The sequence below is a fragment of the Amycolatopsis sp. WAC 04197 genome (genome assembly GCF_003947475.1).
GTDB classification, from domain to species: domain Bacteria; phylum Actinomycetota; class Actinomycetes; order Mycobacteriales; family Pseudonocardiaceae; genus Amycolatopsis; species Amycolatopsis japonica.
Map to the genome: position 1 here is coordinate 220,711 of NZ_QHJK01000005.1, position 13,949 is coordinate 234,659.

At 68.2% G+C, this 13,949-nt stretch carries 13 protein-coding genes; 4 read left to right on the forward strand and 9 right to left on the reverse strand.

Features of this window, described 5'->3' with window-relative positions:
* Together DMC64_RS21610 and DMC64_RS21615 are read left to right on the forward strand one after the other, a co-directional pair.
* Nucleotides 1–1,350 carry a GH1 family beta-glucosidase gene (locus DMC64_RS21610; protein WP_125734996.1) on the forward strand — a complete coding sequence of 450 codons (1,350 nt, stop codon included), beginning with the start codon at nt 1–3 and terminating at the stop codon, nt 1,348–1,350.
* 108 nt (nt 1,351–1,458) lie between these two features.
* Complete coding sequence (locus DMC64_RS21615) at nt 1,459–2,640, forward strand: DUF222 domain-containing protein (RefSeq protein WP_370324516.1); 1,182 nt, start codon at nt 1,459–1,461, stop codon at nt 2,638–2,640.
* Between the two features lie 302 nt (nt 2,641–2,942).
* Here the strand turns inward: DMC64_RS21615 and DMC64_RS21620 are convergent, their stop codons facing one another.
* From DMC64_RS21620 to DMC64_RS42990, 9 genes are all read right to left on the reverse strand, one after another.
* Nucleotides 2,943–3,770 (reverse strand): carbohydrate ABC transporter permease, encoded by an 828-nt coding sequence (locus DMC64_RS21620; RefSeq protein WP_038522957.1) that lies wholly within the window; start codon nt 3,768–3,770, stop codon nt 2,943–2,945.
* 2 nt (nt 3,771–3,772) lie between these two features.
* Nucleotides 3,773–4,666, reverse strand: coding sequence for a carbohydrate ABC transporter permease (locus DMC64_RS21625; protein ID WP_037345313.1), 894 nt, complete (start codon nt 4,664–4,666; stop codon nt 3,773–3,775).
* Nucleotides 4,663–5,424: a DeoR/GlpR family DNA-binding transcription regulator gene (locus tag DMC64_RS21630; protein WP_125734997.1), complete on the reverse strand. Its 762-nt coding sequence runs from the start codon at nt 5,422–5,424 to the stop codon at nt 4,663–4,665. Before DMC64_RS21630 ends, DMC64_RS21625 begins: the two co-directional genes overlap by 4 nt.
* 109 nt (nt 5,425–5,533) lie before the next feature.
* Nucleotides 5,534–6,718: an RNA polymerase sigma factor gene (locus DMC64_RS21635; protein ID WP_125734998.1), complete on the reverse strand. Its 1,185-nt coding sequence runs from the start codon at nt 6,716–6,718 to the stop codon at nt 5,534–5,536.
* On the reverse strand, nt 6,715–7,074 hold the full coding sequence (locus tag DMC64_RS21640; RefSeq protein ID WP_073848915.1) for a YciI family protein: 360 nt from the start codon (nt 7,072–7,074) through the stop codon (nt 6,715–6,717). The genes DMC64_RS21635 and DMC64_RS21640 overlap by 4 nt, the downstream gene beginning before the upstream one ends.
* Nucleotides 7,075–7,105: 31 nt before the next feature.
* On the reverse strand, nt 7,106–8,926 hold the full coding sequence (gene glmS / locus DMC64_RS21645; protein WP_125734999.1) for a glutamine--fructose-6-phosphate transaminase (isomerizing): 1,821 nt from the start codon (nt 8,924–8,926) through the stop codon (nt 7,106–7,108).
* A gap of 41 nt (nt 8,927–8,967) precedes the next feature.
* The gene (locus tag DMC64_RS21650) at nt 8,968–9,240 is read right to left on the reverse strand and encodes a hypothetical protein (protein WP_199755052.1); all 273 of its coding nucleotides are present in this window, start codon (nt 9,238–9,240) and stop codon (nt 8,968–8,970) included.
* A 72-nt stretch (nt 9,241–9,312) separates the two neighbouring features.
* The gene (locus DMC64_RS21655) at nt 9,313–10,611 is read right to left on the reverse strand and encodes a glycosyltransferase family 2 protein (protein WP_125735000.1); all 1,299 of its coding nucleotides are present in this window, start codon (nt 10,609–10,611) and stop codon (nt 9,313–9,315) included.
* Nucleotides 10,611–10,766, reverse strand: coding sequence for a hypothetical protein (locus DMC64_RS42990; RefSeq protein WP_162836908.1), 156 nt, complete (start codon nt 10,764–10,766; stop codon nt 10,611–10,613). Before DMC64_RS42990 ends, DMC64_RS21655 begins: the two co-directional genes overlap by 1 nt.
* Before the next feature lie 253 nt (nt 10,767–11,019).
* Here DMC64_RS42990 and wecB point away from each other — a divergent pair, with 253 nt between their 5' ends.
* On the forward strand, nt 11,020–12,234 hold the full coding sequence (gene wecB / locus DMC64_RS21660) for a non-hydrolyzing UDP-N-acetylglucosamine 2-epimerase (protein ID WP_125735001.1): 1,215 nt from the start codon (nt 11,020–11,022) through the stop codon (nt 12,232–12,234).
* A gap of 4 nt (nt 12,235–12,238) precedes the next feature.
* Entirely contained in the window at nt 12,239–13,945 is a 1,707-nt protein-coding gene (locus tag DMC64_RS21665; protein ID WP_125735002.1) for a DUF2334 domain-containing protein, read from the forward strand.
* The last annotated feature ends 4 nt before the right edge of the window (nt 13,946–13,949 follow it).

Genomic DNA, 13,949 nt, shown 5'->3' on the forward strand with positions numbered 1-13,949 from the left:
GTGACACTGGGGTTTCCGGACGGGTTCCGGTGGGGTACGGCCACGGCGGCGTACCAGATCGAGGGGTCGACGACGGCGGATGGTCGCGGACCGTCCATTTGGGACACTTTCACCGTGAGATCCGGCCTGGCCACCGGCGATCCGGCTTGCGATCACTATCGGCGTTACCGCGAGGACGTCCGCCTGCTGAGCGAACTCGGTGTGCCGTACTACCGGTTCTCCGTCGCTTGGTCGCGGGTCATGCCGGACGGCCGCACGGTCGAGCCACGCGGGCTCGCCTTCTACGACCGTCTTGTCGACACGTTGCTGGAACACGGGATCACCCCGATGGTGACGCTCTACCATTGGGACCTGCCCGAGGCGCTGCAAGCGGAAGGCGGCTGGCCGAATCGCGAGCTCGCGGACAATTTCGCGGACTACGCGCTGACCGTCCACAAAGCACTCGGTGATCGCGTGCGGCAGTGGACCACGATCAACGAACCGTTCTGCGCCGCCTTCATCGGCTACGGCAACGGAGATCACGCCCCGGGCATCCAGGACGAGGGCGCGGCGCTCGTCGCCGGACACAATCTCCTGCTCGCGCACGGCAAGGCCGCACAGGCGTTGCGGTCCGATGGCGGCGAGCAAGAAGTGTCCATCGTGCTCAACTTCGCGCCGGTGCTGACCGATGTGGACGACGCCGCGCACCGCGAGGCCGCGCGCAAATTCGACTTCCTGCACAACAGGTTCTTCCTCGACCCCCTGCTGGGCCGCGGCTATCCGCCCGAGCTGCTGGCGGACCTGGCGCATCTCGGCACCCTGGAACCGGCGATCGCCGACGGTGATCTGGAGATCATCGCGCAGCCGCTGGATGTTCTGGGCGTCAACTACTACGCGCCCGCCCGCGCGATGCCGCTCGAAGATCCCGAAGCCGACAGCAACTGCCCCCTGCCCGGCCTGCGCGGGATGGACGTCCAGCCGCCCCGCGGCGAGCTGACCTCGCTCGGCTGGGAGCAGCGGCCGGAGTGCTTCACCGAACTTTTGCTGTGGCTGCAAGGACATTGTGACGGCCTGCCGCTCGTGATCGCCGAGAACGGTGCGGCCTTCGAGGACGAAGTCGTCGAAGGCCGCGTACACGACAAGAAACGCGTACAGTACTTCGCCGACCACCTCGCCGCCGTACACGCCGCGATCGAGCGCGGCGCCGACGTCCGCGGCTACATGGCCTGGTCGCTGCTGGACAACTTCGAGTGGGCCATGGGGTACACGCAGCGGTTCGGTCTCGTGCACGTCGACTTCGAGACTCAGGAACGGGTGCTCAAGGACAGCGCTCTGTTCTATGCGGATGTGGTGGCGCGCAACGGTCTTTAGCGGTTGCTTCCGCCGTCGCCGGAAACTGTCGGTGGTCGGTTGTACGTTCTGCGTGTGGACACTCTCAACGCCACTGTGGCGCGTTTGAAGGAAATCACCTCGTCGGATTTGTTCAAGGAGGTCAATGCTTCGCTGGATTCATTGGGGGATCAGGATGCCGTGGATGCCGCCATCGCGGCGTCGGAGGGCATCGCACGCTTGGAGGCAATTCGGTTCCGCGCTCTGGGTCGATTGAGCCGTCATCGAGATGGAGCCTCCAGTGTCGTACAGGAAGTCGCGTTCGCTCTGTCCGTTGTGGATGGTCATGCTGCCGGGCTGGTCTCGACGGCTGAGGCGTTGACGACTCGGCTGCCGCGCACGTTGGGGTTGCTCGATCAGGGGAAGGTGGGTGGCTATGGGGCGATGAAAGTCGCCACGGCTACCGCTTGGCTCTCGGACGAGGACGCCCGTGCGGTGGACGCGGTCCTGGAGGATCGGATCCCGGATCGGAATTCGGATCAGATCCGGAAAGCGGCGAATCATGCGGCGATGATGGCCGACCGTGACGGCGCCTCCCGCCGTGCCGAACGGAACCGCGGCGGACGTCGCGTGACGGTGCGGCAGGGCGACACCGGGGTGGCGTCCATCGAGGTCGAAGACGGGCCGGCCGAGAAGGTGGCCGCCGCCTACACGCGGATCGATCGTGAAGCCCGTGCCCTGCGAGCCGGTGGGGAGACCCGCACTCTGGATCAGTTACGTGCGGATGTCGCCCTTGATCTTCTGCTGGGCGGTCAGGGCGGGAAGAGTGAACGGTCGGAGGTGTTCCTCTACATGGACCTGAACACCTACCTCGGGCTGAACGACGATCCCGCCGAGATGGCCGGACACGGCCACATCCCTGCCTCGCTTGCCCGGGAAATCGCTGGTGGGTCGAACACGGTGCTGCGGCGGATCATCACCGACCCACTCTCAGGACAGGTCCTCGACCTCGGCCGCAACCGCTACCGACCCACCGCCGGACTCGACGAATTCGTTCGGGTGCGAGACAGAGAATGCCGAAGACCCGGCTGCCACCGTGTGGCCCAGGCTTGCGACCTCGACCATTCCCTGCCATGGCAACACGGCGGCCATACGTCGGATACCGAGCTGATCGACCTGTGCCGCCGTGATCATCGGTTGAAGGACGAGCCTGGGTGGAACTACCGGTTGGGTTCTGACGGGACTCTCACGATCACCACGCCCACGGGGCAGCGCTACGACAGCTCGCCACCGCCGCTGCACGAACCCCGCGACGAAGCACCACCATTCTGAGCCCTCGCCGGAAAACGGCAACGGCACGACGCGGCGTCGCGAACCCGACCACCTCCCTGCCCAAGTCCCGTCGCCGAATAGCGACGACAGCACCGAGGACACGACCGACACCGGCTAAGTCGCCGAAAAATGGCCACGGCGCCGAGAACCCGGACGCGTCGTCTTCCCGAACCACCCCTGGAAGCGCCCCGCATAACGCAACGACGCCACTTCGGCGACCAGCCGTCGCCGAAAACCGACCACAGCATCAAGCACAGCCAAGTTGCCGAAATACGGCAACACCCCAGCCAAGAACCCAAACCTCAGCCCCGCGGAGCCCCCCGCATAACCCCATCAACCACTTTCCTCGCCAACACGATGAACAACCCGACCACAGGCAGCACCCCGATGGTCGCCGCAGTAAGCATCAGCGAGTAATCCGTGAAGTACCCACTGGCCAGCCGCGACAACGCGACCTGGACGGTCGGATGCGCATTGGGGTCGAGCACGATCAGGGGCCAGAAGAAGTCGTTCCACGCGGTCATGAACGTCAACATCCCAAGCACCGCGGCCTGAGGGCGGATGGCGGGCATGGCGACGTTCCAGAACAGCCGCACCGTCGAGCAGCCGTCGACGCGGCCGGCGTCCAGCAGTTCCCCGGGGATCGCCTCCTCGCACGCCTGCCGCATCCAGAACACGCTGAACGCGCCGACCAGTCCCGGCACGATCACCGCCTCCAGCCGTCCGTACCAGCCGAGTTCGCCGACCACCAGGTACAGCGGGATGACACCGAGTTGCGCGGGCACCATGGCGGTGCCGATGACGACCAGGAACAGCGAGTCGCGACCGGGGAACCGCAGCCGCGCGAAGGCGAATCCGGCCATGCTGGAGAGCAGCACGTTCGAAACGGTCACCGTGCCGGCGACGATCAGCGAGTTCTGCATCGCCAGCCAAAAGTCGACGGTCCCGAAGACCCGCTCGACGTTCTCGATCAGGTTGCCGCCGGGCACCAGCGGTGGCGTCGTCTCCCCGAGGGCGGAATTGTCCTTCGAGGACACTACGAACGACCAATACAACGGGAAAATCGACGCGACGACGACGGCGAGCAGCAGCCCGTAGACGACGAAACCGGTCCGTTCTCTCGCCGCCACGGTCACTCACCGCCCCGCATCCGGCGCACGAGCGAGAAATTGACCAGCGCGAACACCGCCGAGAACAGGAACAGCAGCCACGCGATGGCCGCCGCGTACCCGGCGTCGAACTCACCGAAGCCCTTCTCGTACAAGTACATGGCCAGCGTTTGGAACTGCCGGTCCGCGCCACCTGTGCCGTTGACGCCGGTTTCGTCGAGCAGCTGCGGCTCGGCGAACAACTGCAACCCGCCGATGGTCGAGACGACGACGGTGAAGGCGATCGTCGGCCGGATCGCGGGCACCGTGATCGACCAGAAGCTCCGCCAGCGCGAGGCGCCGTCGAGCATCGCGGCGTCGTACCGTTCCTGCGGCACGGACTGCATGGCCGCCAGGTAAAGCAGGGCGTTGTAGCCGGTCCAGCGCCACATCACCATCGCGCTCACCGCCACATGCGACGCGAACCGGTCCGACCGCCAATCCACCGGATCGAGCCCCACCAGGCCCAGCACCCAGTTGACGACGCCGTAGTCCTCCGCGAACAGCTGGCTGAACACCAGCGCCACCGCGACCACCGAGACGACGTTGGGCAACAGCACACTGGCCCGCCACAGGGTCCTCGCCCGCAGGGGACGGTCGAGCAGGGCGGCGAGCCCGAGCGCGGCGAACAGTTGCGGGACGGTCGAAAGGACGAAGATGCTGACCGTGTTGAAGAGCGCGTTGTAGAAATGCGGATCCTGAAGCAGGACTCCGAAGTTGTCGAGGCCGGCGAACCCGGTGTCACCGTTGACCAGATGCCAGTGATGCAGCGCCACCCACGCGGTGTAGAGCAGCGGGAAAAGGCCGAACACGCCGAAGAGGACGTAGAACGGCGCTGTCATCAGGTATCCGGCGAGCCGCTCGCCCGTACGCTTCAAACGATGATCACCTTGACGCCTGCCTGGCCGATCTCGTCGAGTTCCCGCGGTTCGGCACCGCAATCGGTGATCAGGGTGTCGACGTCGCAGAGGTCCCCGAACCGGGCGAAGTGGTCGTCACCGATCTTGGTGTGATCGGCCAGCAGCACCGTCCGCCGCGCGGACGCGATGGCCGCGCGCTTCACCATCGCCTCGGCGGTGTCCGGGGTGGTGAGCCCCCGCTCGACGGAAAGACCGCTGGTACCGAGGAAAGCGACGTCGACGTAGGTGTCCTTGAGTGCGTCGAGCGCCCAGCCGTCGACCGACGCCATGGTGTGGCCGCGCAGCCTCCCACCGACCAGCATCAGCGTGACGCCGGGCCGGTTCGCGAGCGCGCACGCGTTCGGCAGCGAAGGGGTGACCACGGTCAGTTCACGGTCCGAGGGGACGAGGTTCGCCAGCCTGCCCACCGTGGTGCCCGCGTCGAGCAGGATCGCGCCCCCGTCGGGGAGCTGCTCCAGGGCCGCTGCGGCGATACGGTCCTTCTCCGCGGTCATCACCGCGTCACGGGCGTCGAGGCCCGGCTCGATACCCTGCCGTTCGACGGGGATCGCGCCGCCGTGCACCCGCCGCACCACACCGCTGCGTTCCAGCGCCGTCAGGTCACGGCGGACGGTCTCGCTGGTGATCTCGAAGGCCGCCGCGAGCGTCGCCACGTCGACACGGCCGTTCCGCCTGGCCTGCTTGAGGATGGCGCGCTGCCGCTCTTCGGCGTACAACGGTCACCTCCTGCCGTGGCGGACGAGCGGTCATGGCGACAATAGTTGGTTTCCCGCCGGTCCGACAACGGAACCCCTCCGTCCATTGAGGACAGAGTGTTGCCCGAAACTACGACAGGACTGCCCGTTTGGCCCGCAGGAAAGCCCGTTCGGTCTCGTTGGTGGCCAAGGCGATCGCCTCGTCGTAGGCGGCGACGGCTTCCGCGGTCCGGCCGAGGCGGGACAGCAGATTCGCCCGCGTGGCCGGCAGATGGTGATAGCCCGGCAGGTCCAGTTCCTCGATGCCGGCCAGCGCCGCCGCCGGGCCGTGCACCTCGGCGACGGCGACCGCGCGGTTGAGCGCGACGACCGGCGACGGGGCGAGCCGCCACAGCTGGTCGTAGAGCGCCAGCACCTGCGTCCAGTCGGTGGCTTCGCCGTCCGTGTGCACGGCGTTGATCGCGGCCTGCACCTGATACGGGCCAGGCCGGTCCAGACGCAGGCAATGCCGCACCAGCTCGTGGCCTTCGGCGATCAGTTCCCGGTTCCACAACGACCGGTCCTGCTCCGCGAGCACCACCAGCTCACCGGACGGCCCCACCCGCGCCGGCCGCCGCGCTTCGGTGAGCAGGAGCAGCGCCAGCAGCCCGGTCACCTCCGGCTCGCCGGGCATCAGCTCGGCGAGCGCCCGCGCGAGCCGGATCGCCTCCAGGCAGAGGTCCGTCCGCAGCAGCTCACCCGACGTGGACGTGTACCCCTCGTTGAACACGAGGTAGAGCACGGTGAGGACGGAATCCAGCCGCTCGGGCAGTTCGCCCTCCCCCGGCACCCGGTACGGGATGCCCGCGTCGCGGATCTTCTTCTTCGCGCGGACGATCCGCTGGGAGACGGTCGTTTCCGGGACGAGGTACGCCCGCGCGATCTCCCCCACCTCCAGCCCGCCGAGCAGGCGCAGGGTGAGCGCCGCCCGTGCGGGCGGCGAAAGCGCCGGATGGCAGCAGGTGAAGATCATGCGGAGCTGGTCGTCGCGGACCGGCCCCGTCTCCCGCGGCTCGTCCGGCGCGTGCAGGAGCAACGCCTGGGCGTGCCGTGCCTCGCGGGTGGATTCCCGGCGCAGCCGGTCGATCGCGCGGTTGCGGGCGGTGGTCACGATCCACGCGCCCGGATTGGGCGGCGTCTTCTCCCACTTCTCGACCGCGGTCGCGAACGCGTCCTGAACCGCCTCCTCGGCGAGCGAGATGTCGCCGAGGAGGCGCGTCAGGGTGGCGACGCACCGGCCGTACTCCGCCCGGTAGATCCCGGCGAAGTCCGTCACTGCCGGAGCGACGGGTCGCCGAACGGCCGCACCTCGATCGGCTGTCCGCAGGCCAGCGCGCATTTCCGCGCCCACGCGAGCGCCTGGTCGAGGTCCTCGACCTGGATCACCCAGAATCCGCCGAGCTGCTCCTTCGTCTCGGCGAACGGGCCGTCGGTGATCGTGGTCGTGCCGCCGGCGGGCCGGACGACCGTGGAGACGTCCGAATGCTCGAGCCCGCCGACGAAGACCCACGACCCGGCGGCCTTCATCTCGTCGGTGACCTTGCCCGTCCTGGCGAGCATCGCCCGGACCTCGTCCTCGGGCGCGTCCCGCTCGCTTTCGTCGAGCTGGACGGCGAGCAGGTATTGCCTCATCGCGGACTCCCTCGATCGCTGAGGGCGGAAATCATTCCACGGTGACGGACTTCGCGAGGTTCCGGGGCTTGTCGATGTCGTGGCCGAGGAGCAGCGCGGCGTGGTAGGCCAGCAGCTGCAGCGGGATCGTGAGCAGGATCGGGTCGAGTTCCGGCTCCGAACGCGGCACCACGAACCGGGGCACGTCGAGGTCGCCGAAGTCCACGTCGTCGTGCGTGATTGCCAGGACTTGCCCCTTGCGCGCCTTGATCTGCTGCATCGCGGCCAGGTTCCGGTCGGCGAGGTCGTCGGACGGCACGATCGCGACCGTCGGCAGCTCCTCGTCGATCAGCGCGAGCGGGCCGTGCTTGAGTTCCGAGGTCTGGTAGGCCTCCGCGTGCCGGTACGAGATCTCCTTGAACTTCTGCGCGCCCTCCCGCGCCACCGGGAAGCCACGGACCCGGCCGATGAAGAACAGGCTGCGCGCGTCGGCGCAGATCTTGGCGTGCTCGGCGATCTGGGACTCGGCTTCGACGATCGCCGCGACCTGCTTCGGCAGCGCCCGCAACGCCGCGACGATACGCTGCCCGTCCGCGTTGGACAGGTCCCGGACGCGGCCGAGGGCCAGCGCGATCATCGCGAAGCCGACGGCCATGTTGGTGAGCGCCTTGGTCGAAGCGACCGCGATCTCCGGACCGGCGTGCAGGTACAGGCCGCCGTCGCAGGCCCGCGCGATCGTCGAGCCGACGACGTTCACGAGGCCGACCACCCGGCCGCCCTTGCGCTTGACCTCTTCGACGGCGAACGCGGTGTCCGCGGTCTCGCCGGACTGGCTGACCGCGATGTAGAGGGTGTCCGCTTCGATGATGGGGTTGCGGTAGCGGAACTCGGACGCCGCCTCCGCGTCGGCCGGGACCCGCGCCAGGTCCTCGATCATGGTGGCGCCGATCTGGCCCGCGTAGTACGCCGAACCGCAGCCGAGGATCTTCACGCGCGCGAACCCGCGCAGATCACGGGGAGTCAGGTTCAGACCGTCCAAACGGGACACGCCGAACCGGTCGTCGAGACGGCCCCGGATCATCCGCTCCAGGCATTCCGGCTGCTCCTGGATCTCCTTGTACATGTAGTGCTGGTGGCCGCCGAGGTCGAGATCGTCGGCCTGGATGTCGATCGCGGTCGCGGCCTTGCCGGTGTCGCTCTCGTCGACGGTGAAGGTGCGGTATCCGGTGGCGGAGACGCTGGCGAACTCGCCGTCGTCGAGGTGCACCACCTGCGAGGTGTGCCGGACCAGCGCGGACAGGTCGCTGGCGACGAACATCTCCCGGTCGCCGACGCCGATGATCAGCGGCGATCCGTTCCGCGCGACCACGACGCGGTCGGGGTGCTCGGTGTCGGTCACGGCGATCGCGTAGGTGCCGGTGACGCGCGACACGGCCTCGACGACGGCGTCTTCCAGCGTCTTCGCACCCGACCGCGCGATGAGGTGGGCGAGCACCTCGGTGTCGGTCTCCGACGACAGCGTCACCCCCGCCTGGGTGAGCTGCTCCCGCAGCGCGTCGGCGTTGTCGATGATCCCGTTGTGCACCACGGAGATCCGGCCGTCTTCGGAGACGTGCGGATGGGCGTTCGCCTCGGTCGCGGGACCGTGCGTCGCCCACCGCGTGTGCCCGATGCCGACCTTGCCCGCGAGCCGCTTCGGCAGCGCGGCCGTCAGGTTCCGCACCCGCCCCACGATGCGGTGCACCTGGGCGCCCTTACCGCCGAGGACGGAGATCCCGGCCGAGTCGTAGCCGCGGTACTCCAGCCGCGTCAGCCCCTCGATCAGGATCGGAGCGGCGTTCTGGCCGCCGATGTAGCCGACGATTCCGCACATGACGAGTCAACCTCACAAAGAAAACGGACGGGCGTGGTCCGTCAGCCGTAGACGATGCGGCGCAGTTGCCGCTCGGACAGGTCGGGAGGCGCGACGAGACGGCGGCTCAGCTCACCGGCGATCTGGGGGAAGATCTCGGGGTTCTTCCTGCCCTCCGCCTGCAACTGGGCATGCCTGGACCGGACGAACTGCTCGGCGGGCTGCCGGTAGTACGCCAGGACGTCCTCGACGACACGGGCGGCGATGGCCGTCGACAAACCTGTCGACAAGGCCACCTGCTCGACGATGTCCGCGTCCTCCACGGAGCTCATCATGCACATCCGGCTAGCGAAATGCCAGTTCTTGCCCGAAATCGGGCAAGAACTGGCTCGCAAGCGCGTCGACGGTCACACGGACACCTTCTCAGGCGGCTCCTCGCTCAACCGTTCCGTCTTGGTCCAGCTGTTGCGGCGGGCGACCACCCGGAACAGCGCGCGCCAGGTCGCGACCACACCGAGCACCAGGAATCCCGGATAGAGCAGACCCGCGAGCAGACAGCGGTGCAGCGGTTCCTCACCGAGCCGCAGCCGGTGCACGATCGCCCACACCACCCCCGGCACCAGCAACACGGCCACGCCGATCAAGGCGGCGCCGGGCAATGCCGAAGGCGGCGCGATCAGGCCGCCCAGCGTGACCCCCGACCAGGAAGCGACGAGCGTGCCCACGAACAACAGGGAAACCACCAAGGACAACGGCACGGTCAACCACGGGGTCACGAGATAGGCGAGGAAATCCAGGAGACCGATACTGCCCACATGTCGTGAGGCCAGCAATTCCCGCAAATGTCTCGCACATTGCAAATTGCCTTGTGCCCATCGCGTGCGTTGCCGCAGCAGTCGGCGCAGATCGACGAGACCCTGTTGCGTGACCCACGCCGATTTCACGTAACGCATCCGGATACCGGCGACGTGCAGCCTCAGCCCGAGTTCGAGATCCTCGACCAGGCAGTCCGACCACGGAGCCGGATCGAAGCGCCGCAGCACGCCGAGTCGCGTGAATTGCCCGTTCCCGCCCATTCCGACACTGCCCGCGAGATCGCGCAGGCTTTGGGACGCGTCGGCGACCGCGCCGAACTCCAGATCCTGCAACAGCGCGAGCACACTGCGCCGATTGTGGATCCGCACCCGGCATTGCACGGCGCCGACGCCGCGGTCGCCGAATACGTCGGCCACCTCACGCAGCATCCCGGGACTGCCCCGCCCGTCACCGTCGATGATGCCGACGATCGTGCGCGCCACACTCCCCTCGGCCTCGCACAGCCGGAGGATGTAGCGGTAGCCGGCGTTCAACGCCTCGCCTTTGCCCTTCCGCGCCTGCGGGAGCTCACGGCGCAGGACGTGCAGCCGGGGGTCGGCCACCTCACGGAGAACGCGGGGCGTGCCGTCGTCCGAACCGTCGTCGATCACCAGCACCCGCACCGGATTCCGTTCCGTGCCAAGCGAAAGCGCGTTCCGGACGGTGTTGCCGACCACGCGTTCCTCGTTGAGCGCCGGGATGACGATCCAGAACTCCAGCCCCTCTCCGCGCGCCGCGACGGACCGGCGCGGACGGCCGGTGCGCCACGCGAACGCCGCGAGCAGGAGATTGTGCGCCGGCCACCATAGGAGCAACAGCATCATGGTCGCGGCGAAGGCCGGGCTCGCCATCAGTCCTTCAGGCGAAGATGCAGCGAACGCGCCATGAGGAGCACCGCGACCACCCCGATCACGAGCGCGAGCACGGTGCTCACCGTCGCGCCCGCCATGGTCGCGCCGATTCCGAGCGCGGAAACCTTGACCGGGCCCACCGGCACCATCGACATGTCTTTTCCTCCGGGCGGCGGGCCACCACAAACATCTACTCACAGTTTTCAACGGCGAGTCGCGGGTCACCCTGGTAAGCGATATTCAGCCTTTCGAGTGGGTACGTTACCCCGCTTGTGTTAACGTTCGGGAGCGACGGATCCCCCATAAAGGTGACCATCAGTTAGTGATCCTCGCCTCACCCACCACTCTTTCGTGACTTCACTGACGAATTCACGCCGTACCGAAGCGCGACCCCGGAAGAAGGACCAGGTGCGTAACGCACAGAACGAGACCGACGTCATGCCCGAAATCTGGCTCGTCGTGGGAACCCGGCCGGAGGCCGTGAAACTGGCTCCGGTGGCCAGGGCATTGGCTTCCGGCGGGCGGATGCGGCCCGTACTCATCGCCACCGGACAGCATCCCGAAATGGTCGGCCAGGCCTTGGCGACCTTCGGATTGACGGCGGATGAAAATCTGACGGTGAATCGGCGAACGGGCTCCCAGCCGGAACTCCTTTCCGGACTTCTCACCGGTTTGGAAGAAGTGGCCGGCCGGCGGCCGCCCACCGCCGTGATCGTCCAGGGGGACACGACGACCACCTTGGCCGGAGCGCTCACCGCGTTCTGGCTCCGTGTCCCCGTCGTGCACCTGGAAGCGGGCCTCCGTTCGTTCGACCTCGGCGCCCCGTTCCCCGAGGAACTCAACCGGAAACTGGTGACCCAGGCGGCCGCGCTCCACCTCGCCCCCACTCCCGACGCCGCCGCGAACCTGCTGGCCGAAGGCGTGCCCGAGGAGAACGTGCTCGTCGCCGGGAACACCGTCGTCGACGCGATCCTCACGGTGACGGACGGCTCCACCACCGTGCACGATCCGGAATTGGCGACGCTGCTGGAAAACGCCACCCGCGGCGCGGTCAAACTGATGCTGGTCACGCTCCACCGCCGCGAATCCTGGGGCGAGCCGATGCGCCGGGTCCTGCGCGCGGTGGCCCGGTTGATGGCCACCGATCCGGAACTACGGGTGGTGCTTCCCGCGCATCCGAATCCGGAGGTGCGCGATCTCGTCCGCGCGGAACTGGCGGACTCGCCGGGCGCGCTGATCACCGGTTCGCTGCCGTATCCCGAACTGGCGGCGACCTTGGCCGCCAGCACACTCGTGCTCTCGGATTCCGGTGGTATCCAGGAAGAGGCCCCGACCTTCGGCGTCCCGGTCCTGGTGCTCCGCGACGTCACCGAGCGTATGGAGGCCGTGAACGCGGGCTGCGCCCTGCTCGTCGGGACGGACCACGACAAGATCGTGTCGACCGCGAGCCTGCTGCTGGACGACCCCGCGGCGCGCACCCGGATGATGAGCAAGGGCAACCCGTTCGGCGACGGTGCCGCCGCCGAACGGACCGAGCAAGCCCTCGCGTATCTCCTCGGCCTGGCCGCGGATCCGCCCGCCCCGTTCCGGCCCGCCTCCGTGAACGAACCGGCCGAGGTCTGACCCGATGACGAAGGACAACGGCGGGCAGCGCTTTCGCCTGCCCGCTTGGTTCCGGCTGGCGGTCGTCGCGGTCGTCGCCGTCACCGTCGTCGTGGTCGTCCTGGTCCAGGTGACGAAGAAGGATCCGGTCACGGCGTCGCCGGCCGCGGCTCCGGTGTCGCTGGCCGATCGCCTTCCCAGCGCGGGAAAAGCGGGGCTGCCCGGCCCCGGCGGGGATCCGGCCAGGAAGACCCTCGTGCTCTACGACGACGGGCGCAAGAAGGACGGCACCGTCTCACCGCCCGAAGAGATCCGGACGGCCGAGGCGTACGCGATGTTCACCGCGAACCTGGTTTCCCGTGGCACCGCTTGGGAACTGCGGCCCGCCGCCGACTACCGGCCGCGGCAGGCGGACGCCTTCCAGTCGATCGTGTACGTCGGCTCGGTTTCCGACGCGGCGCTGCCGAAGGCGTTCCTGAACGACGTCGCGGCCGCGCGTGTCCCGGTGGTCTGGATCGGCGCCAACATCTGGCAACTGCGCGCGGACGCGGGCTGGCGCGCGGAGGGCTACCGCGACGACAACCCCACCACCGTCACCTACAAAGGCACTCCCCTGCGCCGCGATCCCCGTTCGGGCACCGGGGTCGTCGCGATCGACGTCCGTGATCGGACGCGGGTCCAGATCCTGGCCGAGGCGAGCGCTCCCGGCGGCAAGCCGTCACCCTGGGCCGTCCAATCAGGACAGTTCACGTACGTGGCCGAGGTGCCGTACGCCTACGCCGGAGCGCAGGACCGTTACCTCGCGGCCGCCGACATCCTGCTCGGTGCCCTGTCCCCGCAGGCGCCGGACCGGCACCGCGCGCTGATCCGGCTCGAGGACGTCGGCCCGCGGACGAAACCGGAAGAGCTCCGCCGCGTCACGGATTTCCTCGTCCGGGAGAAGATTCCGTTCTCCCTCGCGGTGTACCCGTACTACTCGGATCCCCAAGGCCGGGCCAACGACGGCGTCCCGACGTCCGCGCGGCTGGTGGACTCGCCGGACCTGGTCGCGGTGCTCAAGGAGGCCGTCCAGGCCGGCGCGACGCTCGTCATGCACGGCTACAGTCATCAAAGCGATAGCGGCCCGAACCCGTACGACGGGGTCAGCGCGAGCGATTTCGAGTTCTACAAGTCCAGTGTGGACGGTGCGGGTACGGTCCGGCTGGACGGCCCGATGCCCGAGGATTCCGCCGAATGGTTCGACGACCGCGTCGCGACCGGGCTCGGCGAGTTCCGGCGCGTGGGCCTCCCGGAGCCGACGCTGTTCGAGTTCCCGCACTACGGCGGTTCGGCCGTGGACTATCAGCGGGTCACCGAGATCTTCCAGGCACGCTACGACCGCGGCAGTTACTACGCGGGCTTCTGCCCCGGCGGGCGATGCGGTTCGACGGCCACCGCCACCACGGAACAGGTGTACGGCCAGTTCTTCCCGTACCCGGTGCGCGACGTCTACGGCGCGAACGTCGTCCCCGAGAACATCGGCAACGTGGCGCCCGTCGCGTTCAACCAGCACGCCTCCCGCACCGCCGTCGACATGCTCGCCGACGCGCAGAGCGCGCTCGTCGTCCGCGACAACGTCGCGAGCTTCTTCTACCACCCGTTCCTCGGCGAGGGTGGCCTGCGGGACCTGGTGAACTCGTTGCGCGCGCTGGGGTACCGCTTCGCGAAACCGACGGAGATCCTCGACGGCTGAGCAT

What these genes read in the sequence shown, in the direction of transcription:
- DMC64_RS21640 (WP_073848915.1), bottom strand. Translation starts at nt 7,074, where the DNA reads ATGAGGCAATACCTGCTCGCCGTCCAGCTCGACGAAAGCGAGCGGGAC.
- glmS (WP_125734999.1), bottom strand. Translation starts at nt 8,926, where the DNA reads ATGTGCGGAATCGTCGGCTACATCGGCGGCCAGAACGCCGCTCCGATC.
- DMC64_RS21650 (WP_199755052.1), bottom strand. Translation starts at nt 9,240, where the DNA reads ATGATGAGCTCCGTGGAGGACGCGGACATCGTCGAGCAGGTGGCCTTG.
- DMC64_RS21655 (WP_125735000.1), bottom strand. Translation starts at nt 10,611, where the DNA reads ATGGCGAGCCCGGCCTTCGCCGCGACCATGATGCTGTTGCTCCTATGG.
- DMC64_RS42990 (WP_162836908.1), bottom strand. Translation starts at nt 10,766, where the DNA reads ATGTCGATGGTGCCGGTGGGCCCGGTCAAGGTTTCCGCGCTCGGAATC.
- DMC64_RS21665 (WP_125735002.1), top strand. Translation starts at nt 12,239, where the DNA reads ATGACGAAGGACAACGGCGGGCAGCGCTTTCGCCTGCCCGCTTGGTTC.